Source organism: Natrinema gari JCM 14663 (assembly GCF_000337175.1).
Classification (GTDB): domain Archaea; phylum Halobacteriota; class Halobacteria; order Halobacteriales; family Natrialbaceae; genus Natrinema; species Natrinema gari.
Genome location: NZ_AOIJ01000033.1, coordinates 137,477 through 158,296 on the forward strand (window position 1 = coordinate 137,477; position 20,820 = coordinate 158,296).

The following is a 20,820-nucleotide window of genomic DNA, read 5'->3' on the forward strand; positions in this document are numbered from 1 at the left end:
CTCCGACGACGACTCTCAGACGACGAGGAGCCACAGGACCACCGTGAGGACGAGCGTCAGCAGCAGCACGGTGGTGCCGATACCGGTCCGGAGGTGGATCGTCGACGGGCGGCCGCCGTCGGTCGGCTGGCGTTCGTCAACGGCGACCAGCCAGTCGGGCAACTGCCCCGCCGCCGTGTCGACAGCGATGACGGGGTTGTTCCCGATCCAGTAACAACGTTTGACCGCGCCGACGACGGTCCGGTCGACGGCGGCGTAGGCCTCGGTGACGCCGAGCATCGTCCAGCGACTGACGGCGTAGGTTGCGGGGTAGACGACCATCACCGGATCGCCGAGGTCGAGTTTCGAGAGCGGCTTCCGGACGACGACGAAGGTGACGGCCGCGACGCCGGTCAGGATCCCCGCCGTCTCGAGATGGCCCAGACTGTAGGGATGGAGATGGCCGGGCCCGCCGTAATACTCGAACTCGATGCCATGGATCGTCGGCGCGAGGTCGGCCAGCCCCTGCCACCAGACGCCGAAGAGGAGGCAAGCCCCGCCCAGCCCGAGCATCGCGACGGTCTGGCCGGGTTTGGCGTCCGCGACCTCGTAGTCGCTCTCGCCGTGGAAGAAGACGTAGTAGCCGAGCTTGATAAAGGACAGCAGGGTCCCGATCGCGCCGAGCCAGAGCAGCCAGTACAGCGCCTGATACTCCGGCTGGCCGTAGTAGTGAGGATCGGCCGCATTGAAGAGCATCCCCTTGCTGACGTAGCCGTTAAAGCCCGGAATCGCGGTGATCGAGAGTGCGCCGAACCCGAACCCGATCGCGGTCAGTGGCATCTCGCGCCAGAGGCCGCCCAGCTTGTACAGGTCCTCCTCGCCGGTGCGATAGATGACGACGCCGACGGCCATGAACAGCAGGCTCTTGAACAGCACGTTGTTGAACAGGTGGCTCATCGCGCCGGCGGCGGCGAGATCCGACCCCATCGTGGCCATACCGATCCCGGCGACGATATAACCCAGTTGGGCCTGAATGTGATAGGAGAGGAGCGCCCGCATGTCGTGTTGCAACAGGGCAAAAGTCGCGCCATAGACGGCCATCAAGCCGCCCATGTACGCGATGTAAATACCCAGATCGCTCCCGGCATCGACCGGGAACGCTCGGTAGAGGACGAACGCGCTCGTCTTCGTCGTGTACACCGAGAGGAAGACGGAAGCCGCGATGTGGGGTCGTGGATAGGTGTCGGGGAGCCAGGTGTGGACGCCAATGAAGGCGACGTTGACACCCATCCCGAGCACGGCAAGCAGCGCCGGAATCCCGTTTGCGATCCCGGTCTCAGTGTAGATGAACGTCCCAGTCTGAACGTAATGAGCGGCGATCGCCAGCATTACGAGTACACCACCAGTGCCGTGGAACAGCGCGTACCGGAAGCCAGCCCGAACCGCCTCGCCGCCGTAGTGCCAGACCACGAGCGTGCTGGTAACGGCCATCAACTCCCACATGAACAGGAGCACGAGCCAGTCGCCGGCGAACGCTGCCCCGATCGACGAAGAGACGTAGACGAGCGCGAACGCGACCAGCGTCTTACTGGCCTCGCTCGAGTAGGCGTAGATGACGCTACAGACCCCGAGGAAGCCGAGGCCAAGCCCGACCATTCGGGAGAAATCGTCGACGTAGAACGGGACGACCTTGAATCCGAGGAAGGTCCCAGCCAGGTGTTGTCCCTCGGGTGCGAGCAGCGAGACCGCCAGAACCGCCGCGAGGCTCGCCGCGCCGACGGCGAAGCCGGTGATTCGGGGCAGGACGAGCACGAGCAGCGCCGCCGCGAAGACGATAAGCGGCGGGTAGGCCATCGAGAGGGGCTCGAGTGCCATCAGTTGGGCACCCCCGTCACGAGTCGGTCGAACGGAAGGGCAGTCACGTCCTCGAAGGGGAGTCCGAAGACATCCCCGACGATCTGTCTCGCCAGATCGAGGAAGACGGCGTAGTCGGGGCCGATCCCGAGGACTACTGCGCCGATCGCGATCACGGCGATGGGCGCGAGCATCAGCCACGTGGTCTCGGTAATCGGCGACCGACGCGGCCAGCCGTCGGCCGGCGGCCCGCCGGTCAGGTGGTCGTCGAAGTCGCCGTGGTGGTCGACGCTACTGACATGGTCCCCATCGGGAACCTCGGCGTCGCTTGGGTATTCGTCGACCGCGTACTCGTAGTCCCCGTCCTCGTCTTCGGCCGGGCGCTCCGGATCGGAGCGATCGGCTTCGCCATCGGTGGGCTGCCCGCCGTCGGCGGCGATGTCCGCGTCGGACCCATCGGCGTAGGATTCGACCAGCCCACCCCGTGGGAACTCGAGGAGGGGTTTGGCGTCGTGGCGCTCCTCGCTCTCGAAGAACGCGGTGTAGACGACCGGCCAGAAGTACGCGATGTTGAGGACGGCCGAAAGCAACAGTGCGGCGGCGAACAGCCAGTATTCACCGCCCATGGAGCCGGCACCGAGCAACATGTAGAACTTGCTGACGAAGCCGGCGATCGGCGGGAGACCGGCCATGCCGGCGGCACCGACCGTGAACGCGGTCATCGTCAACGGCATCCGCTTGCCGATGCCGGCCATCTCGCTGATGTAGTCGGTGTGGGTCTCGACGTGGATCGACCCCGCACAGAAGAACAGCGTGAGCTTTGCGAACGCGTGGGCGGGAATGTGAAACAGCGCGCCGACAATCGCGTACGGATGCAGCATCGAGAGCCCGAGTACGATGTAGGAGAGTTGCGCCGTCGTCGAGTACGCCAGCCGGCGCTTGAGGTGGTCTTTCCGCATCGCGATGATGCTCGCCGCGGTCAGCGTGAACGCGGCGACGATGGCGACGGGGATGTTCAATCCGACGGTGCCGATGCCGGGCACGTCAAGCGGCAGGTCGTGGATCAGCCCGGGACCGTAGACCTCGAGAATGACCCGGGCGATGCCGAACGCGCCGGATTTGACGACCGCCACGGCATGGAGCAGTCCGGAGACGGGCGTCGGGGCGACCATCGCGTCGGCGAGCCAGGAGTGAAGCGGCATCAAGGCGGCCTTGACGCCGAAGCCGGCGATGAGCAGGAAGAAGGCGGTCTGTGCGTAGATCGGTTCGGCCTGTGCGGCCGTGGCGAGGGCCTCCATGCCGCCCGCTTCGAAGGCGAGCGTCGGCCCGCTGTGTACCAGACTCGTCAACCAGTAGATCATGACGGTCCCGGCGAGCAGAAAGACGCCGCCGCCGAAGAACGTGTACGTGATGTACTTCCGGCCGGCGATTCGCGCCTCGGAGTCCTCGTTGTGGGCGACTAACGGATACGTGACCAGCGAGAGCAGTTCGTAGAAGACGAAGATCGTCACTAGATTCGCCGCAAAGGCGATCCCGACGGCGGCCGAAAGGCTGGCCGCGAAAGAGGCGAAAAAGCGCGTCTGGGCGTGTTCGTCGAGCCCGCGCATGTAGCCGATGGCGTAAAAGGACGTGAAGATCCAGAGGAAGCTCGCGAGGAGGGCAAAGAAGATCCCCAGGGGATCGGCTCGAAGAGCGAAATCGATGCCCGCGAGGAATTGAATCCCGGTGCTCTCCCGGAGGCTCCACGCGAAGACGGTCCCGTCCATGACCGCCGGGAGCATGCTGACGATGATTCCGAACTTCGCGAGGGCGGCGACGACCGACCAGCCCTCGCGGAGGTTCGGACGACGATGCGACGCGATGATCAGGACGATGGCAACCGCTGACACCAACACGGCGGCGAGCGGCCGGATATCTGCAACCATTAGTTAATCACCTTGGTGAGGAACGGATCGAGTAGTTCAGCGATCGTCCCCCCCGAAAAGCCGAGGGCAACGGCACCGATTGCGGCGAGGACGACGATCGCGACCATGCCGGTCGACACGGGAGCCGCCGATCGGTCGCCGCGGATGGCGGCGATGGCGGCTCCGGGCTCGTCGCGTGTGGGTTCGGCATCGGACTCGTCGGAGCCGGCATTACCGCCGTCCGTCGCGACCGGGGCCGGCGCGTGGAGCGGGTCGGCCCTCGCGGGCGGCGTGAAGTACATCTTCTCGAGCAGGCGGGCGGCGTAGGCGAGGGTGAGCATGGTACTGAGGAAGATCACGGCGGCGACGGGCCACAGTTCGGACTGGACGGCACCGAGCGCGATGTACCACTTGCCGACGAAGCCGACGCCCGGTGGGACGCCGACGAGCGAGAGCAAGAGCACGGCGATCGCGCCGGCGACGATCGGTCGCGATTTGGCGAGGCCGGCGTACTCGTCGACAGTGCGGGCGTCGTAACTCCGCGCGACGAGTGCAACTCCCAGGAAGAGACCGGCCTTCACCAGACCGTGACCCACGAGATGGATCGCGGCACCGATGAAAGCCGTTTCCGAGCTGCCGGCGATGACGACGCCGTAGGCGGCGATAACGAGCCCGAACTGCGAGACCGACGAGTACGCGAGCATCCGCTTGACCTCGGTCTGAATGACGGCCAGTATCGTTCCTGCGAGGACGCTCACGCAGCCGATCGTGAGGACGACCGCAGCCGCGTTCGGCATCGCGGTGAGGTACTCGACGCCGAAGACGGTCACGAGCAGCCGGCCGAACGCGTACGCGGAGGCCGTCGAGACGAGCGCGGCGATCAGCGGCGTCACGCCGTCGGGGGCCTGCTGGTAGGCGCTCGGCTGCCAGGTGTGCAGCGGCCACTGAGCGACCTTCACGGCGAAGCCGACGACGATGAACGCGACGCCGGTATGGAGCAGCGTCTGACTCTCCGCACCGGGAATCGCCTCGGCGAGCTCGAGCATGTTCAGCGTCCCCGTCGCCATGAAGACGAAGGCGACGCCGATCAGGTACATCGACGCGGCGATCGTGCCCAGGATCAGGTACTTCAGGGAGGCGACCGCCGCTTCGGGACCGTCGCCGCTGGCGACCAGTGCGTAGGTCGCCAGGCTCGTGATCTCGAGGAAGACGAACAGGTTGAACACGTCGCCGGTCAGCGAGATGCCGAGCAGCCCGGCGGTCAGCAGCAGGTAGGCGGTGTAGAACGTGTTCCCGCGCGGGCCGCCCTGACGCGTGTACACGAGGACGCCGGTGGCGACGGCGGTCACGAGCAGGACGATCAGTATCGAGAACTGATCAGCGACGAGTTCGATCCCGTACGTGCGAGGGTAGTCGCCGAGCGTGTGGGTTACGGCCTCGCCGCGAGTCGAGACGACGCTCGCGAGAGCGATCGCCCCGGCGAAGAGAGCGCTCGTCGTGAGCGCGGCGACGGGCCAGCCCGTTCGGTCGACCCACAGCCCGAGGGCGATCGGCAGCGTCGCGGCGAGGATCGGGACGGCGATCAGGAGCGGGAGGAGCAGGTCGACGCTACTCATCGGCACGCACCTCCCGAAGCGTGTCCTCGCGGAGCGTCCCGTACTCCGCGTAGATCCGGATGATCAGCGCCAGTCCGACCGCCGTCAGCGCGATCCCGACGACGATGGCAGTCAGCACGATGACCTGGGGCAGCGGACTCGCAACCATGACTTTCAGGGGCACGCCGTCTTTGGGGACGATCGGTGCCGACGCATCCTCGGCGTCGATATAGGCCATCGAGATGAAAAACAGGAAGATCGCCGTCTGGAAGAGGTTCACCCCGATCAGTTTCTTCACGAGGTTCTTGCTGGCGATCACCATGTAAATCCCCAGCCCCAGCAGGACGAACACCAGCACGTACGTGTAGTGGCTAAAGAGGGACTCAATCATCGTCACTCACCTCTGCATCCACCGACTCGCCGCGCTCGTCGCGGCCGCCGGTCCCGCTCGGTCGCTCGGGCGAGAACCCGGCCGCCATCGTAAAGAAGAGACTGATGATGGTTCCCGTGACGATCAGCGAAATACCGCCGATCTCGATGGCCTCGAGGCCCCACTTGGGCTTGATGTGGAACACTTCCTTGAGCATGGTAAACTCGAGGAAGTGTCCCCCCAGTGCGATCATCGCGAGGCCGATGGCTCCGAAGATGACGACGCCGCCGGTGATGATGCCGACGAGGAAGGAATTACGGAGCCACTGGCGGGTCGGCTCGATGCCGAACGCGAAGGCGAGCATGAGGACGGTGACGCCGACGACGGTGCCGCCTTGGAACCCGCCGCCGGGGGCGTCGCCCCCGTGGAAGGTCATGAACAGCCCGTACGTGAGCGTAAACGGTGCGATGATCTTGACCGCAGTCATGATCACCTGACTCTCGGTGTAGGTATCGTCGACGGATTGCGACATTAGGCGAACACCTCGCGTTTCAGGACGAGCAGGGTCGAGACGCCGGCGGCGAAGACGACGACCGCCTCGCCGAAGGTGTCGAACCCACGGTAGGCGGCGAGCACGGACGTGACCGCGTTCTTGACGCCGGTGTCGTGATACGTCATCGTGATATAGTGTTGGGTGACCTCGAGATTCGACCAGACCGGCGTGTCCCTGGCACCGACTGCGTACATTTCGGGCAGGACGACGGTACAGAGCAGGAGCACGAGCGCGCCGACGACGACGACTGCCGGGACGTGAATCCGTTCGCTAAGCCGGTCGGTGGACGGGCGCGTCGTCCGCGCGATCGTCAGCAACAGCAACAGCGTCGTGACGCCGGCCCCGATGGCGGCCTCGGTCATCGCCACGTCGGGAGCCAACAGGAACGTATAGAGGATCGCCATGCCGAGGCTGTAGGCCCCGAAGACGATGATCACCGAGAGGATGTCGCGAAACAGCGCCGTCGCAACGGCCGTCGCGAGGATAAACGCCACGAGAGTGTACGCGAACAGGCTCATCGCGACTCACCGTCCGTGTCGGCGTTGCCCGCGGTTTCGGCCCCGTCTTCGCCCTCCTCGGCGAGGACCGGCTCGACCCCCGTCTCCGCCGCCGATCGGGAGATCGCGTGGGCCGCCGTCGGGTTCGTGATAAACACGAAAAACAGCAGGAGGACGGTGTAGACCGCCGCGTGCTGCCAGCCAAACGCAACCGCGACGCCGGCGAGCGCAAAGCCCGCCCCGAGCGTGTCGGTCTGGGAGGCGGTGTGGGCCCGCGAGTAGACGTCCGGCAGACGGATGACGCCGACCGTCGAGACGAACGTAAAGAGCACGCCAAGCCCCAGCAGGGCGACGATCACCCAAAAGCGCAGCGTCTCGATCACAGCACACCACCTCGCTCGACGGTGAACTTCGAGATGGCGATCGACATCAGGAAGTTCAGCAGAGCATAGATCAACGCCACGTCAAGGAACCACGACTGGTCGAGTCCCGCCGCGAGCAGGGCGAGGATGACGACCGTGTTCGTCCCCAGTACGTTGACCGCCAGCAGTCGGTCCTGCGTCGTCGGACCGACGACCGCGCGATAGAACATCGCGATCGCGAGGACGACGAACAGCGCGGCTGCGGCGAGGAACACGTCCTCGATCGGGACCGGCGTCACAGCTCGTCACCCCCGACGATTTCGGCGTCGTCGCGTTCGCGCGGCGAGGCGATCGCCGCCGACTTGCGGCCGTAGAAGACGAAGCGAATCCCCCGCTCTAGGCCGCCGTCGAAGAGATCATCGCGGGCACCCGGGATCAGCGTGTGGACGAGCAGTTGCTGGTTGTTGGCCCGGACCGTCAGCGTCCCCGGCGTGAGCGTGATGCTGTTTGCCAGCGCGGTCAGCGGCAGACCGCTTCGGACGCGGGAGTTAACCCGCGTCAGCGTCGGCTCGATCGGCATCGACGGCCGGAGGATGACGGCCGAAACCGCGATATTGGCCTTGACGATCTCCCAGAGCAAATAGGGGATGTAGAGGGCGAACCGGACGACCCGGAGCGGCGACTGCACGCGATCGGGCGGCACGGTAAACGTCACCTGTGCGAGCGAGATGGCGACGATACCGGCGACCGCCGCGCCGGTAACGAGGTCGAACCAGTAGGACGGGTCTCCGAGGAGGAGATAGAAGCCATAGGAAATCAGAAACGTCGCGAACTGGCGGTCGAACCCCTCCGGCCCACCGTTGAGACGGCCGCGTCGGGCCGGCCGATCGACGGGCGCTTCGTCGTAGGCCAGCCCGATGCGATCGAGTTCGCGCTCGAGTGGCTGGAGCATCTGTGCGGTGACGCCGGGCTGGTACTCGGGATCGAGGACGACGCGATCGATCCCGTGTTCGTCGGCGTAGGCGTCGAAGCTCTCGGCGTAGTCGCGAGGTCCGAACAGGTACTCGTCGGCACCGAGCGTCGTCGTCTCGATCGTCACGTCGGCCCCGCCGGCATCCTCTTCGGCCCAGTTTTGCGCCCGCGAGAGCAGCCCGTCGGCGTCATCGCTGTACCGATCGCTCTGGGGGACATCGGCGTCGTAGGGCATCGCGACGACGAGATGACATTCGAGCGAGTCGGCTGCCTCGAGACCGGACTGGACGGCGTAGCCGACCGTCTGTCGAACGGTCACCGTGTCCGACAGCGGAACGAGCAGGCGTTCAACCGCCACGGCGTCTCCCTCCTGGCGACCGTCGTTGGACACTCATGACTCTCGTTGTTAGTCGAACCAAGCGGTAGCCGTAGGAAAACGATTTCGTTATTCAGTAGCAATCGTCCGTTCCGACGGGTATACTCCAATTATTCGTGATATATTCGCTGCGTGCTCACCGAACCGTCGAAAAGAGTGGCGCTCGTGGCTGCCGCCGGACGATCGGTAGTTTTACAATTGTAGTTTCAATAGGGAAAACTGACTTGCATGACCACGACTGAAACCGTCCACGATCGAATCGGAATCGCACGCGACGAACTCACAACTGGCCAGTTGCTGGCCGTCTTTGCCTTCGTCGCGGCACTGACGTTTACGTTGCTGTTCCTCCAGGAGCCACTAGCTCACGACTCGATGCACAACTTCCGTCACGCCGTCGGCGTCACCTGTCACTGATGCTCGTCGACTATCTCGAGCGGGGCGTGCTGGCCGGGGTAATCGCGGGACTCGCGTACGGCCTCTACATGGCGCTGGTCGCGAACCCGTTGCTCGGCTACATGGAGACGGTTGCCGAGGGTGGCGAACACGGTGCCCACGCTTCCGCCGGCGAGCACGTCCATGCCGCCGGCGAACACGCACACGAGGCGGGCGAGCACGCCCACGCGGTCAGCGAAGCGACGACAGCCGCCGTGAGCATCGGTAGCGGCGTCCTCTGGGGAATCCTCCTCGGCGGTGCCTTCGCGCTCGCCTTCTACTTCCTCGAGCCGGCGCTGCCCGGCCGCGGGCGGGTCAAGACCTACGTCCTCGCTGGGGCCGGCTTTTTCGCCGTTTCCCTCGCTCCGTGGCTGGTGCTGCCGCCGACGACGCCGGGTGCCGAGCAGGCGTTCGATCCCACGTTCCGGAGCGCGCTCTACGCGGGCATGATGGCCGTCGGCGCAGTCGTCGCCGCCGGATCGATCTACGGCTACCGGCGCGTTTCTGCTCGGAGCCGGCCGATCGGAGCCGTGGCGGCTGCAGTCCCGATCGTGGTGCTCGTCGCGATCACCGTGGTCGCCGCGCCGACGATCGTCGAAATCGACGCGATGCCGGCGGAGCTGGTCACCGCCTTCCGCGGGATAACCGTACTGAGTCAGGCCGCGCTCTGGTCGCTCGTCGCCGGCTGCTTCGGTTGGCTCCAGACGCGAGCCGGCGTCCGTCCGGCCGCGGACCGACGCGACGACCTGCTCACAAGCCCATGAAGGATCGGACCGAAGAACGCCGCGACCGCCTCAACGCGCACGTTTTCGTCTGTACCAACGACCACGACGGCGAGTACGCGAGTTGTGGCGCGGCCGGTGCCGAGGAGACGGTCACGGCGGTCAAAGACTGGCTACGGGAGCGCGACGCCTTCTGGACCACGGTCTCCGTCAGTGAAACCTCGTGTCTCGGGCTGTGCAGCGAGGGCGGAACCGCGATTACGATCCAGCCACGAAACACGTGGTACTCGGACGTGACACCCGAGACCGTTCCGGACCTGCTTGAGTCCGAGTTCGGTCCCGATGCGGACCAGGTTCGCGACGAGGGGTGACTAGCGACGAGGGCGGCGGTGCCCGGTCGGAAATGGCCTCGAGCGGTTCGGGACGTTTACCTGTCGTCCACCCTCATGTTCCGGCAATGACGCTGTACTCGCGGGTTCGTCCCCTCGCGTTCACGCTGCCGGCCGAGACGGCCCACGATCTGGGCAAACGGACGCTCCGGGCAGCCCAGTCGACGTGGCCGACGCGAACGGCATTGTCCTACGCCTACGGATACGACGATCCGGCCCTCGAAGTCGACCTGTTCGACACGACGTTTCCGAACCCGGTCGGCGTCGCCGCCGGCTTCGACAAGAACGCCGAAGTGACCCACGCGCTGGCGGCGCTTGGCTTCGGCTTCGTCGAGATCGGCACCGTCACGCCGTATCCGCAGGCGGGCAACGACCGCCCCCGACTCTTCCGGCTGCGCGAGGACGAGGCGATGATCAACCGAATGGGATTCAACGGCCAGGGGATGGAACGCGTCAAATCCCGGCTCGAGGCCGACGGCACGCCCGACATCCCGCTCGGGGTCAACGTCGGGAAGATGAATTCCTCAAGCGAACGGGAGGCGATCGAGGACTACCGGCGGGTTTTCGATCGGCTCTCGCCCTTTGCCGACTACGTCGTCGTGAACGTCTCCTGTCCGAACACGCCCGACGAGTTCGACGAGGGATCGCCCGAGCATCTCCGGACGATCTTCGAGACGCTCGAGGCGGAAAACGACCGGAACGTGCCGATCCTGGTCAAGATCGGTCCGGACGAACCCGCGGAGTCCGTGTTCGACCTCGTGGACATCGTCCAGGAATTCGACCTCGACGGTATCGTCGCGACGAACACCTCGACGAGTCGCGACGGCCTCGCGTCGCCCCGACGGGAGGAGTGGGGCGGACTCAGCGGGAAGCCACTCGCGGATCGCTCGACGGCCGTCATCCGCTCACTCGCGGACTATACCGACGGTGACCTGCCGATCATCGGCGTCGGTGGAGTCGACTCGGCCGAAAGCGCTTACGAAAAGATCCGCGCCGGAGCCTCCCTGGTCCAGTTGTATACCGGGTTCGTCTACCAGGGCCCGTCGACCGCGACGCGGATCAACCGGGGACTGGCAGCGTTGCTCGAGCGTGACGGCTTCTCGTCGGTCGAGGACGCGGTCGGCGCTGATCTTGACTAACTGAGCAGGGATCGGGTTTTCTAATCTCTTTATTGAGCGAAGGATTTATTTCTGTATAGTTGGGATTCTATAATGTAGACATGGGTAACAATAATCGACGAAGTGTATTGAAATCAATTAGCGGAATTGGTATTAGTACGGCTGCTATCCCTCAAGTCAAAGGGTCTGACTCCGACACTCAGTACGAAGGAGTTGCATATGATCCAACTACGCATGAAATTATAGGGATAGCACATGGGAAAATATCACATAATAAGGGTATTGACGGGGATTTGATTATTGATGGAGATAAATTTAGTGTAAATAGGCCTAAAAAGACTTACGAAAGCATTAGTAGACAGAATATCGGAGAGTCTGTTAAAGAGACACAATTTGAGAAGGAAGAAGAAAATGAGAATGATTACAATAGGCCAAAGAAAATAAAAATCAAATCATTTGGGGAATCCTCTTTAACGGGTGTGATCCGGTATCCAGAACTTGATAGAATCGCGTTTGCACTAGAGCGAAAATCCAATCAAAAAAGATCAAGTGTAAAAAGATTACTGAACGAGTATAGGGCAGATAAAAAACATGTGGACTCCAAGGAGTTCAAAGGTGGACAGGAAATAAAACCAACGTCTGAAACTCAAGGCACTTGTGATGTAGATAACTGCACGGATGACGATTATGATTTAATAACGTTTAATAATACACAACGTGGGTGGTCAGATCATACAGAAGAATATTATAAACATTGCGTCTATGTGACTGCAGACGGAAGTAAGGACCATTTTGCTCAACAAATACCTGCAAATGGGTGGAATAGGTGGAACATTCAGAATTTCTATCCAAAAATCCCCGAAATTGACTATAGTAGGAATGACTATGATAAATGTAGGGGAGGTACTTGCCATATGCTATTACCAGGAAGTTCCAGGTATTATTTTGATTTGTCATATAAGAGTGGGTGGCAAAACGATGACTTATATAGTAATAACCCCTACCCATCTGATTCCCATAGCGATGGGAGTGAATTTAACTTTGGTTTGTCAATCTCTGCCGGTTACGGTCCAATCTCAGCAGGCTTTTCAATATCTATGAACAATAATGCTCAATCACCAGAATTCAATAATTCTCATAGAGATACAGAATGGGAGTTCCCATTAGATTCTTTCCCGACAGACCAAAGGTCATGTAGAGGGGTCTATTTTGATATTAATGCAGCCAAAAACTATGGGGAACAGGAAGTGAAGGTTGAGTGTTCATCGTCATGGAGTATAATTGAAATGAATGGTCATACTGGAGATAGAACTGGGGTATATAGCGAAACAGATACACAAGAGAAAACAATAACAGTTGATATTATAGGAGATGAAAACAATAACAGTTGATATTATAGGAGATCAGAACTATCATATAAGAATTGTGGGAAACAATCATATTATAGGAGATTTATTATTTATTCATGGAATTCAGACGTAGACATATTGTATGGTCTGTAGTAGGTTTCTTCATCCCAATAACAGGCTGCTTTTCCTTTGGAGAACCTGGCACGGTATCTTTAAACATATTAAACTGGTCGGGGAAGGAAGTAATGATCAATGTGGAAATACGTAGGTCGGGGAAAAAAGTATTTTTAGAGGAGTATGAAATGGATAGAGACGCAACTATTTTCCGAGAAAATATTATAGAAGGTGGAGACTATCAAGTCGAGGCTACTGTCTCCACAGACACAACGGACACAACAGACACATATGATTTCTCAATGGGGAATTGTGATGATCAAGAACTCATAATTAGAGTTAGGAACGATGGGAGAATACAATTTGATGAAAATTATTGTGGTTGAGAATTTTTCCTTTACAGTCGAAGAGCAGTAGAACGCAGTTCAAGTAAATCACAACAACAGCAACGAGTCTACGTGCTCGGCGTTGTTGATCCACGCGATGCTGGGGGTGGTCCACAGTGGGGCTTAGTTACACTATGCTTGCAACCTATCCAGCAGAATACTCGAGAGTAGTTCGCGGTTTGAGGACGACCGCAGGTTGCGGTTCGGCTTGCCGAATCACGTGCTCAACGGACTTTGTTCGCCGGGAAATCACGTTTGTGTTCGACGCGCATGGGTACAGACGAGCGCTGAAGGAAAGCCCCTTGCGGACCGCTCGACGGCGAGGTCGACGCTCTCGACGGCGAGCGTGTTGCCGAATCGTTTCCGTAAATCGGTCGCCTCGATCGCTAACTGGGTTGCGGACATCTGGTTGTCGCTGTCGTGGTATGGAACTAGTTACTCGTCGAATCGAACCACTCCGCGTGTCGTCGGCGATCCGATCAGCCCGGCTCCGGATCGTCGATCGCGTCGTCGAGTCCATGGTGTTCCGCGGGGCCGACGGCCTCGTCGGTCCGCTCCTCGCCTCGCAGTTCTCGCGTGCGCGGCTCCTCTCGTTGGGGTTCGACGACGGACTCTTCCTCGCCGCCGGTGACCGAAAGAAACACCGACCGGAGCTGCTCGGTCTTGTCCGTTCCGTGCGTTTCGTCGTTCTCGTCGGCTTCGGCTCGTTCGTTACTCATGGCTGCCGTTCCCTACTGAGACCGGAGAGTCGGCATATGAATATAAACCGGCTGCCACTTTCACGACCTGAAAACGCGCGTGGACGACGATTCCTGAACGACCGCTCCCTCGAGGCTTGCCGCAGGATTCCGTGTGGATAGCCGTCCGCGGCCGATGAGTAGCACCGAGACGCCCGTTCAGTCGACATCGACGCGCGTTCCGTACCCGGACTCGCCGACGACCGTCCCGTCCTCGGCCACGACGTTCCCGCGGACGACCGTCGCGATCGCTTTGCCGGTAAACGTCTCACCCTCGAACGGCGTCACGCAGTTTTTCGAGTGCAGTTCCGTTCGGTCCGCGAGGGTCCACTCGCGGTCGGGGTCGACGATCGTGAAGTCCGCGTCGGTGCCGACCTGGAGCGACCCCTTCTGTGGATACATGTCCCAGACCTGCGCGGGTCGCGTCGAGTGGCGGCGCACCCACTCCTCGAGCGTGAGTCGGCCCTGATCGACGAAGGGGAGCATGGCCGGGACCTCGGTCTCGAGGCCGACGAACCCCGAGATCGCGTCCCAGGTGTTGCCGAAGGGGTCGTCGACTTTCTTCTCCGCCGGGGTGTGGGGCGCGTGATCGGTCGCGAGACAGTCGATCGTTCCCTGATCGATGCCGACGTCCCAGAGTATCTCGCGCTCCTCGGCGTCCCGGATCGGCGGCTGAATGCGCGCGACGTTGCCCTTCTTACGCATGACGTCCTCGGTGAACCAGAGGTAGTGGGGGGTCGTTTCGGCGGTGACATCGACACCCCGGTCCTTGCCGCGGGCGACGGCCTCGGCGGCCGAGCCGGAGGAGACGTGGAACATGTGGATTTTCGCGCCCGTCTCCTCGGCAAAGGTGATCATCCGCTCGACGGCCTCGCGCTCGGCGATCACGGGCCGCGAGTGGGAGTGGTCGATCGGCTCGTTTCGCCCCTCGGCCTTGAACCGCTCCGTGTAGTGGTCGATGATCTCGCCGTTCTCCTCGTGGAAGCCCAGTCGCTTGCCCGTCTCTCGGATTCGCTCCATCGCCTCGAGGATCTCGCCGTCGTTTGGCGGCGGAACATCGCCGACCGTCGACCCGAGGAAGATCTTGAACCCGAGCGCGCCGGTCTCGTCGATCTCGGGGATCAGATCGAGGTTCTCCGAGGTGACGACGGCGTAGCTCTGGAAGTCGACGTGAGCCGACGCCTCGCCGCGCTCGAATTTGAGTGCGAGGTGCTCGGGCCGGTCGATCACCGGGTCCGTGTTCGGCATCCCGACGACGGTCGTCACGCCGCCGGCCGCCGCCGCGCGCGTCGCGGATTCCCAGTCTTCCTTGTACTCGAGGCCGGGTTCGCGGTTGTGGATGTGACAGTCGACGATGCCGGGGACCAGCACGTTCCCCTCGGCGTCGAGGACGCGGTCGGCCTCGGGAAGCCGGTCGCTCCGACCGACGGCGACGATCTCCCCGTCCTCGACGGCGACGCCCGCGTCGGACGTCCGTCCCGCGGGCGTGACGACGGTACAGTTGCGCACGACGAGATCCACGGTCATTACGGTGGGATTGCCGAGGGCCGCGCATATAGCTTCCCCAAACGGACCGCCGCCGCGGTGTCCCTCGCAGCCGGAACGTGTCCGACGTGGGTCCGCGTCCGGTTTGTGGGTGTCGAACGTGAGACCGCTCCGAGTCCTCAGTCGGTCGATTCGGAAGACAACTGCTCCTCATAGGCGGCTCTGACCGACGCCGGGGCGCGATAGTCGCGCCGTTCCGCGATGGCCGTCGCGACGATCAAAAACGCGAGCAACACGGCAGCTATCGACTTCGAATCGGTCGGGTCGATCCGGTCCCATGTGCGGTGGAGCCAGAAGATATCCGTCAGGACGGACGTTCGATGGAACGCGGAAAGTCGCTCCGCGGCTATCGGGCTGATCCAGTGGACGTCGGGAAGCATCGCCCACCCACCACCGAGTAGGATCACTGTGCGCGGATACCGGTCGGTCGGAACGAGATACGTGACGACCAGCGTCGTCATCGCCGCCCCGAACGCGAAATGGCCGATGGCGATCGACATTTATCGGAGCTGTCGGCCGTCGGACGGATACGTGTTCCCGATCAGCGTTGACGTTCGGGCTGTAAGCGATCCCTTCTCCTCGAGCGAGCACCGGCACAGCGGCGGTACGAGTGCGATACTAAACAGCGCGGGACTGGTGGTGGGCGGAAATGGACTCGAACGCGATCCGCGACAGCACGATCCTCGTGACCGGCGGTGCGGGCTTCATCGGGAGTCACCTCGTCGAGGCCCTGTCTCCCCACAACGAGGTCAGAGTGCTCGACGACTTCACGACCGGCGACCGCGCGTACTTGCCCGACGACGTGACAGTGATCAAGGGCGACGTTCGTGACCCGATCGCCCTGCAGGAGGCGGCCCGCGGCGTCGACGTGATCTTCCATCACGCCGCGCTCGTCAGCGTCACCCAAAGCGTCGACGACCCCCGGCGGAGCAACCGAACGAACCTCGAGGCGAGCCTGCTGGTCCTCGAGCAGGCCCGCCAGGAGGACGCGCGGGTCGTCGTCGCCTCGAGCGCGGCCGTCTACGGCCACCCCGAAACGCTGCCGGTGCCGGAGACGGCACCGACGACGCCGACGTCACCGTACGGCGTCCAGAAGCTCGCGGTCGACCAGTACGCTCGCCTTTACGAGGACCTGTACGGACTCGAGACCGTCGCACTGCGGTATTTCAACGTCTATGGGCCGCGCCAGCGCGGGCCCTACAGCGGGGTAATTTCGACGTTTCTCGAGCAGGCGCGGGCGAACGAACCGATCACGGTCGAGGGCGACGGCCGGCAGAGTCGCGATTTCGTCCACGTCAGCGACGTCGTCCGAGCGAACCTGCGGGCGGCCACGACCGACGCGGTCGGTGAGGCGTACAACATCGGGACGGGACAGCGAACGACGATTCTGGACCTCGCCGAGACGATCCGGACGATCACGGGCTCCGACTCGACGATCGTCCACCGCGAGCCTCGCACCAGCGATATCAGACACAGCGGCGCGGACACGTCGAAAACGACCCGCCAACTCGGGTTCGACGCCACGGTCGGTATCGAATCGGGCATCCGGTCGCTGGTCGGCCACGATCGATCCGATCCGGCCGACGCGGAGACCGCCACCGCCCTCGAGCCGAACCGAAGCGACGGGTCGTATCGCTGAGACGGGTAACCGGTGCGCTCGTGGCCGGCGGTTGCGCTCGACCGGGCCGCAGAGCTCATACGCCTCGTCTGTGCCCGATGGGCGACGCGCAAACGCCGACGCAAACGGCACCGGACCGGCGAATCGCTCGGTCGTGTCCGATCGGGAGAGACTCACACCAACGTTTTGTTACCGGCTAAATCCGGAATGAATCCGCGCTAACCGTTCCAAACGTCCGGTTGCGTTTATTCAGTCTGTCGAGCAAAGGCCGCCTATACCATGCCCGGCGAGTGTTACAGCAGTCCGTCCTCGCGTCGCGCCGGCGTTCCGCCGCCGAACGGGGCTGTCCGGTTCGGATCGACCGTGGAGACCGACACGTTGGGTGCGTTGAACTCACAGGTGTCGTGAGATACCGGAAACACGCTAACAAACTATGTATTATAAAAAACAATTTGTGGACAGATCACGACGGTACAGGACATGAATCACATGACTGTAGACCGTTCACAGCCATGAGCAGCCGACGACGGGGTTCCACGCTCCGCGACGCATACGGGTCGTCGAGCGGTGGTGCAGTCGCGTCCACGATCACCGTGAGTTCGTGGTCCGGAGTTCTCCTGGGAGTGGGTCGGCCGCTCCAACTGGATGGGGGTGCCCATCTCGCGGCCATTGCCGGTATGGTCGCGCTCGCAGTGCTCGGTGGGATACTCGTCGCTCGTAATCGATACGAGGAACCGGCCTCGGCGGCGGCTGACTCGGAGCCGAGCCGCGAGGAGTTCGTAACCGACCGGGAGCGGGTGCAGCAACTCCTTCGGGAGAACGGGGGTCGGATGAAACAGTCGCAGATCGTCGATTCGGTCGACTGGTCGAAAGCCAAGGTCAGCCGCCTGCTCGCCGATCTCGAGGACGACGGCCGGATTACGAAACTGCGGCTCGGGCGGGAGAACCTGGTCTGTCTCCCGGGCCACGAACCGACGGCGTCGAAGTCACCCGAACAGGTGAACGACGACTAGCGTTTGCACTGCTCCGGACGACTCGTGAGATCGAACGACGGCGGTCCGGCATCCGTCGATCGGCGGGCGGCGGAAACGAGGAGGCGGTCGTTCCTATCAGCAATCGTTGGTTTCCGTTCGCGAAGACGCCGATGGTGGGCCGTAGTATTCGATTTCGTAGCGTAATGGTTCTGCTGGTTTATCCGCCGAAGGAACGACGGGATGGATGCCTTCACGGGCAACTATGAACGCACGCAATCAGTTACTCGTCGTACTTACCGCGCTGATGGTCGTCAGCTCTGGCGGGGCGATGGTGGCAGCCGCAACGGGCGGCGACACCGTCGAACAGGGCGACAATGTCAGCGAGGACGAGTACGAGGGGACAGACATCGAATCGGCGGACGAATCAGTAGCCGAGAGCCAGGATCGGTCGGAGACGGCGACCGGACTGGAGGACAACGCGTCCGACGACGGCGAACTCGAGCCGGATACCGACTCCGACGGGAACCAAGCCGCGTACGTGACGTTTAACGATCAGGCGATCGACAACGACACGGTCGTCGTCGAGAACGCCACGCTCGCGAGCGGCGGCTTCGTGGCGATCCACGACAGCAGCCTCCTCGTCGGCAACGTCGTGGACAGCGTAATCGGCAGCTCGACCTACCTCGAGGCGGGCACGCACGAGAACATCGAGATCACGCTCGACGAGCCGCTCGAGGAAGACGAGACGCTGATCGCGATGCCGCATCGCGACACGAACGACAACGAGACGTACGACTTCGTCGAAACCGACGGACAGGCCGACGGGCCATACCTCACGGCCGATAACGAACCGGTGACCGACGATGCGGAGATCACCGTCGATGGCGTGGCGGACGAAGCGCCCGTCGACGAGGAACCGGTTGACAACGAGACCGATGAGCTTCCGGTCGAAGAAGAGCCGGTTGACGAGGAACCCGTTGATAACGAAACCGACGAGGAACCCGTTGATGAGGAACCGGTTGACAACGAAACCGACGAGCTCCCGGTCGAAGAAGAGCCGGTTGACGAGGAGCCGGTTGATAACGAAACCGACGAGGAACCCGTTGACGAGGAACCGCTCGACAACGAAACCGACGACGAGCCGGTCGTAGAAGAGCCAGTTGAGGAAGAACCCGTCGAGGACGAGCCGATGGATCAGCTGCCCATCGATGCCGATAACCGCCCGGTCTTCGTCACGGTCGAGAACCTCACGGTCGAGGACCTAAACGCCGAGAACACGTCCGTGTACGTACTCGTCGTGGGTGACGATATCGATACCGACGACCTGCCGGACGAGATCGATAACATCACCGAGGAGCCGATCGTCGACGACACCGACGACGAACTGCTCGATAACGAAACCGACGACGAAGACGAGGTACCGGTTGACGACGACACCGACGACGAACCGCTCGATAACGAAACCGACGACGAGGACGAGGTACCGGTTGACGACGACACCGATGACAACGGGCTGTTCGGTGACGAGACTGACAACGAAACTGATGACGACGACGCTGCTGACGACGTGACGGCCGAGGCCTTCGAGGTGAGCGATCTCGAGGCCCCCGAGAGTGCCACGGTCGGTGAGAACATCACGGTGACGGCGACCGTCGAGAACCCGAGCGACGAGGAACGCACCGAATCCGTCCAGTTCCGGCTCGAGGGAGACCTCGTCGCCGAGCAGAACGTGACTCTCGACAGCGGCGAGAGTGACGACGTCGAGTTCGAGGTCGAGACGAGCGCGCTGCAGGCAGGCTCGTACATCCACATGATCCTCACCGATGAGGCCGGTGAGGTCGCGATACTCGAACTGATCGACGAGATCGATACTGACGAGGACGTGGACAGTATCGATGACGAAACCGACGACGAACTCAACGAGACGGACAATCTCGACGACACGGACGAGATCGATGACGACAACGAGACGAACGACACCGACGACGGCTTGACGGCCTAACCGAGGAGACTCCAACGGACAGCGCGTCTTTTCGCGCCGTTGCAGGCGATACGGCGACGGTGTGCGTCCACCGAACGGCGACCGGGAATCGATTTCTTCGCTGCTCGTTCCGCTCCTCGAGCGCCGCGACAGTGCTTACGGCACCGGTACTACTAGTGGTCGGAGCGGATCGAGTCGGCGGTCACGAGACGCGAAGCACAGCCGCGACGGCCCTCAGCCGAGCAGTCGATAGAGGCTGCTCGCGGCGACGGCGAGAAAGACGAGCACGCTCGAGAGCACGGGATCGACGCGCGAGACGACGGGCAGGTCGAGTCCGGCCACCGCGATGACGGCGAGGCCGAGCACGCAGAGTCCGAGGTGGAACCGCAAGATTCGCGAGTGATCGGTCGTGTGACCGTCGACGTACTGGAGGACCGCCTCGAAGTGACGGCCGGACTGAATCGTCTTCGCGTCGGAATCGTACTCGATGACGGCGTCCTCTTCGAGTTGGGGAAGATGCGTTTGTTGAAGGGAGACGTAGACGCTCTTGTAGAGGTTGTTCGGGACGGGCGTCGTGTCGGATTCGGTGGCGGCGATTTCGGTTGCGACGTCGGAGACATCGATCTGTCCGCCCTCCTCCGCGAGCAGTTGGACGATCGCACGTCGTCTGTCGTTGCCGAGGATGTGAAACACTTCGCTCTCCTCGAGCGGATCAGTTCTGTCCGTTTGGACTGACATCGATCAGGGAGAAGGGACGGGCGTGTTCGAGGGGCGATCCACCACCTGTGACCATGTCTCCCCAGTTCACTCACCACTAACTTTAACTTTTGCAGGTTACGTTGTCGGTCGGTTCACGCCGCGAGCACGAGTAATGCGGCCGTCCGCGTAGGGAGCGGATACAGTCAGCGACGGCGAGCTCTCGAGAGCGGTGTCGGTCCCGCGATCGGAGACGGACAGCGCTGGAACGAGAACGGAGCGTGGAGGATGAGACCA

22 protein-coding genes are annotated in these 20,820 nt (G+C 62.3%); 9 read left to right on the forward strand and 13 right to left on the reverse strand.

Going from position 1 to position 20,820, the window contains the following annotated elements:
* Window positions 1-15: 15 nt before the first annotated feature.
* The 9 genes from C486_RS03730 to C486_RS03770 are packed head-to-tail and all read right to left on the reverse strand — an operon-like array spanning window position 16 to window position 8,477.
* Window positions 16-1,854: a Na(+)/H(+) antiporter subunit D gene (locus C486_RS03730; protein ID WP_008453202.1), complete on the reverse strand. Its 1,839-nt coding sequence runs from the start codon at window positions 1,852-1,854 to the stop codon at window positions 16-18.
* Window positions 1,854-3,758, reverse strand: coding sequence for a proton-conducting transporter transmembrane domain-containing protein (locus C486_RS03735; RefSeq protein ID WP_008453204.1), 1,905 nt, complete (start codon window positions 3,756-3,758; stop codon window positions 1,854-1,856). The genes C486_RS03730 and C486_RS03735 overlap by 1 nt, the downstream gene beginning before the upstream one ends.
* Window positions 3,758-5,353 (reverse strand): monovalent cation/H+ antiporter subunit D family protein, encoded by a 1,596-nt coding sequence (locus C486_RS03740; protein WP_008453207.1) that lies wholly within the window; start codon window positions 5,351-5,353, stop codon window positions 3,758-3,760. Before C486_RS03740 ends, C486_RS03735 begins: the two co-directional genes overlap by 1 nt.
* Window positions 5,346-5,723 carry a cation:proton antiporter subunit C gene (locus C486_RS03745; protein ID WP_008453210.1) on the reverse strand — a complete coding sequence of 126 codons (378 nt, stop codon included), beginning with the start codon at window positions 5,721-5,723 and terminating at the stop codon, window positions 5,346-5,348. The genes C486_RS03740 and C486_RS03745 overlap by 8 nt, the downstream gene beginning before the upstream one ends.
* A complete protein-coding gene (locus C486_RS03750; RefSeq protein ID WP_008453212.1) occupies window positions 5,716-6,234 on the reverse strand; it encodes an MnhB domain-containing protein in 519 nt (172 codons plus the stop codon). Before C486_RS03750 ends, C486_RS03745 begins: the two co-directional genes overlap by 8 nt.
* Entirely contained in the window at window positions 6,234-6,773 is a 540-nt protein-coding gene (locus C486_RS03755; protein WP_008453215.1) for a DUF4040 domain-containing protein, read from the reverse strand. The genes C486_RS03750 and C486_RS03755 overlap by 1 nt, the downstream gene beginning before the upstream one ends.
* Window positions 6,770-7,135 (reverse strand): monovalent cation/H(+) antiporter subunit G, encoded by a 366-nt coding sequence (mnhG, locus tag C486_RS03760; protein ID WP_008453217.1) that lies wholly within the window; start codon window positions 7,133-7,135, stop codon window positions 6,770-6,772. The genes C486_RS03755 and mnhG overlap by 4 nt, the downstream gene beginning before the upstream one ends.
* Window positions 7,132-7,413 carry a cation:proton antiporter gene (locus tag C486_RS03765; RefSeq protein ID WP_008453219.1) on the reverse strand — a complete coding sequence of 94 codons (282 nt, stop codon included), beginning with the start codon at window positions 7,411-7,413 and terminating at the stop codon, window positions 7,132-7,134. The genes mnhG and C486_RS03765 overlap by 4 nt, the downstream gene beginning before the upstream one ends.
* Window positions 7,410-8,477, reverse strand: a complete 1,068-nt coding sequence (locus C486_RS03770; protein ID WP_008453221.1) for a monovalent cation/H+ antiporter subunit E — start codon at window positions 8,475-8,477, stop codon at window positions 7,410-7,412. The genes C486_RS03765 and C486_RS03770 overlap by 4 nt, the downstream gene beginning before the upstream one ends.
* A 213-nt stretch (window positions 8,478-8,690) precedes the next feature.
* Between C486_RS03770 and C486_RS03775 the strand changes: the two genes are divergently transcribed.
* The 6 genes from C486_RS03775 to C486_RS20810 all read left to right on the forward strand — a co-directional run bounded on the left by C486_RS03775 (window position 8,691) and on the right by C486_RS20810 (window position 12,972).
* Window positions 8,691-8,876: a CbtB domain-containing protein gene (locus C486_RS03775; RefSeq protein ID WP_008453223.1), complete on the forward strand. Its 186-nt coding sequence runs from the start codon at window positions 8,691-8,693 to the stop codon at window positions 8,874-8,876.
* Window positions 8,876-9,658 carry a CbtA family protein gene (locus C486_RS03780; protein ID WP_008453224.1) on the forward strand — a complete coding sequence of 261 codons (783 nt, stop codon included), beginning with the start codon at window positions 8,876-8,878 and terminating at the stop codon, window positions 9,656-9,658. Before C486_RS03775 ends, C486_RS03780 begins: the two co-directional genes overlap by 1 nt.
* Entirely contained in the window at window positions 9,655-9,987 is a 333-nt protein-coding gene (locus C486_RS03785) for a (2Fe-2S) ferredoxin domain-containing protein (protein WP_008453225.1), read from the forward strand. The genes C486_RS03780 and C486_RS03785 overlap by 4 nt, the downstream gene beginning before the upstream one ends.
* A gap of 86 nt (window positions 9,988-10,073) precedes the next feature.
* The gene (locus C486_RS03790) at window positions 10,074-11,144 is read left to right on the forward strand and encodes a quinone-dependent dihydroorotate dehydrogenase (RefSeq protein WP_008453228.1); all 1,071 of its coding nucleotides are present in this window, start codon (window positions 10,074-10,076) and stop codon (window positions 11,142-11,144) included.
* An 80-nt stretch (window positions 11,145-11,224) separates the two neighbouring features.
* Window positions 11,225-12,514, forward strand: coding sequence for a hypothetical protein (locus C486_RS20805; protein WP_152419121.1), 1,290 nt, complete (start codon window positions 11,225-11,227; stop codon window positions 12,512-12,514).
* Window positions 12,515-12,588: 74 nt separating this feature from the next.
* Window positions 12,589-12,972 carry a hypothetical protein gene (locus C486_RS20810; RefSeq protein WP_152419122.1) on the forward strand — a complete coding sequence of 128 codons (384 nt, stop codon included), beginning with the start codon at window positions 12,589-12,591 and terminating at the stop codon, window positions 12,970-12,972.
* A gap of 479 nt (window positions 12,973-13,451) precedes the next feature.
* Here C486_RS20810 and C486_RS03795 read toward each other — a convergent pair whose 3' ends face one another.
* The 3 genes from C486_RS03795 to C486_RS03805 all read right to left on the reverse strand — a co-directional run bounded on the left by C486_RS03795 (window position 13,452) and on the right by C486_RS03805 (window position 15,754).
* Window positions 13,452-13,691: a hypothetical protein gene (locus C486_RS03795; protein ID WP_008453232.1), complete on the reverse strand. Its 240-nt coding sequence runs from the start codon at window positions 13,689-13,691 to the stop codon at window positions 13,452-13,454.
* A gap of 177 nt (window positions 13,692-13,868) precedes the next feature.
* Window positions 13,869-15,236: an allantoinase AllB gene (gene allB, locus C486_RS03800; protein WP_008453234.1), complete on the reverse strand. Its 1,368-nt coding sequence runs from the start codon at window positions 15,234-15,236 to the stop codon at window positions 13,869-13,871.
* Between the two features lie 137 nt (window positions 15,237-15,373).
* Window positions 15,374-15,754 (reverse strand): hypothetical protein, encoded by a 381-nt coding sequence (locus C486_RS03805; protein ID WP_008453235.1) that lies wholly within the window; start codon window positions 15,752-15,754, stop codon window positions 15,374-15,376.
* 149 nt (window positions 15,755-15,903) lie between these two features.
* On the opposite strand from C486_RS03805, the gene C486_RS03810 reads away from it, so the two are divergent.
* The 3 genes from C486_RS03810 (at window position 15,904) to C486_RS03820 (ending at window position 19,848) form a co-directional block, all read left to right on the forward strand.
* Window positions 15,904-16,893 carry an NAD-dependent epimerase/dehydratase family protein gene (locus C486_RS03810; RefSeq protein ID WP_008453237.1) on the forward strand — a complete coding sequence of 330 codons (990 nt, stop codon included), beginning with the start codon at window positions 15,904-15,906 and terminating at the stop codon, window positions 16,891-16,893.
* A 491-nt stretch (window positions 16,894-17,384) separates the two neighbouring features.
* Complete coding sequence (locus tag C486_RS03815) at window positions 17,385-17,885, forward strand: helix-turn-helix transcriptional regulator (RefSeq protein WP_049910097.1); 501 nt, start codon at window positions 17,385-17,387, stop codon at window positions 17,883-17,885.
* Between the two features lie 223 nt (window positions 17,886-18,108).
* Window positions 18,109-19,848 (forward strand): DUF7282 domain-containing protein, encoded by a 1,740-nt coding sequence (locus C486_RS03820; RefSeq protein WP_008453244.1) that lies wholly within the window; start codon window positions 18,109-18,111, stop codon window positions 19,846-19,848.
* Between the two features lie 213 nt (window positions 19,849-20,061).
* Here C486_RS03820 and C486_RS03825 read toward each other — a convergent pair whose 3' ends face one another.
* Window positions 20,062-20,565 carry a DUF7344 domain-containing protein gene (locus tag C486_RS03825; protein WP_008453245.1) on the reverse strand — a complete coding sequence of 168 codons (504 nt, stop codon included), beginning with the start codon at window positions 20,563-20,565 and terminating at the stop codon, window positions 20,062-20,064.
* Between the last annotated feature and the right edge of the window lie 255 nt (window positions 20,566-20,820).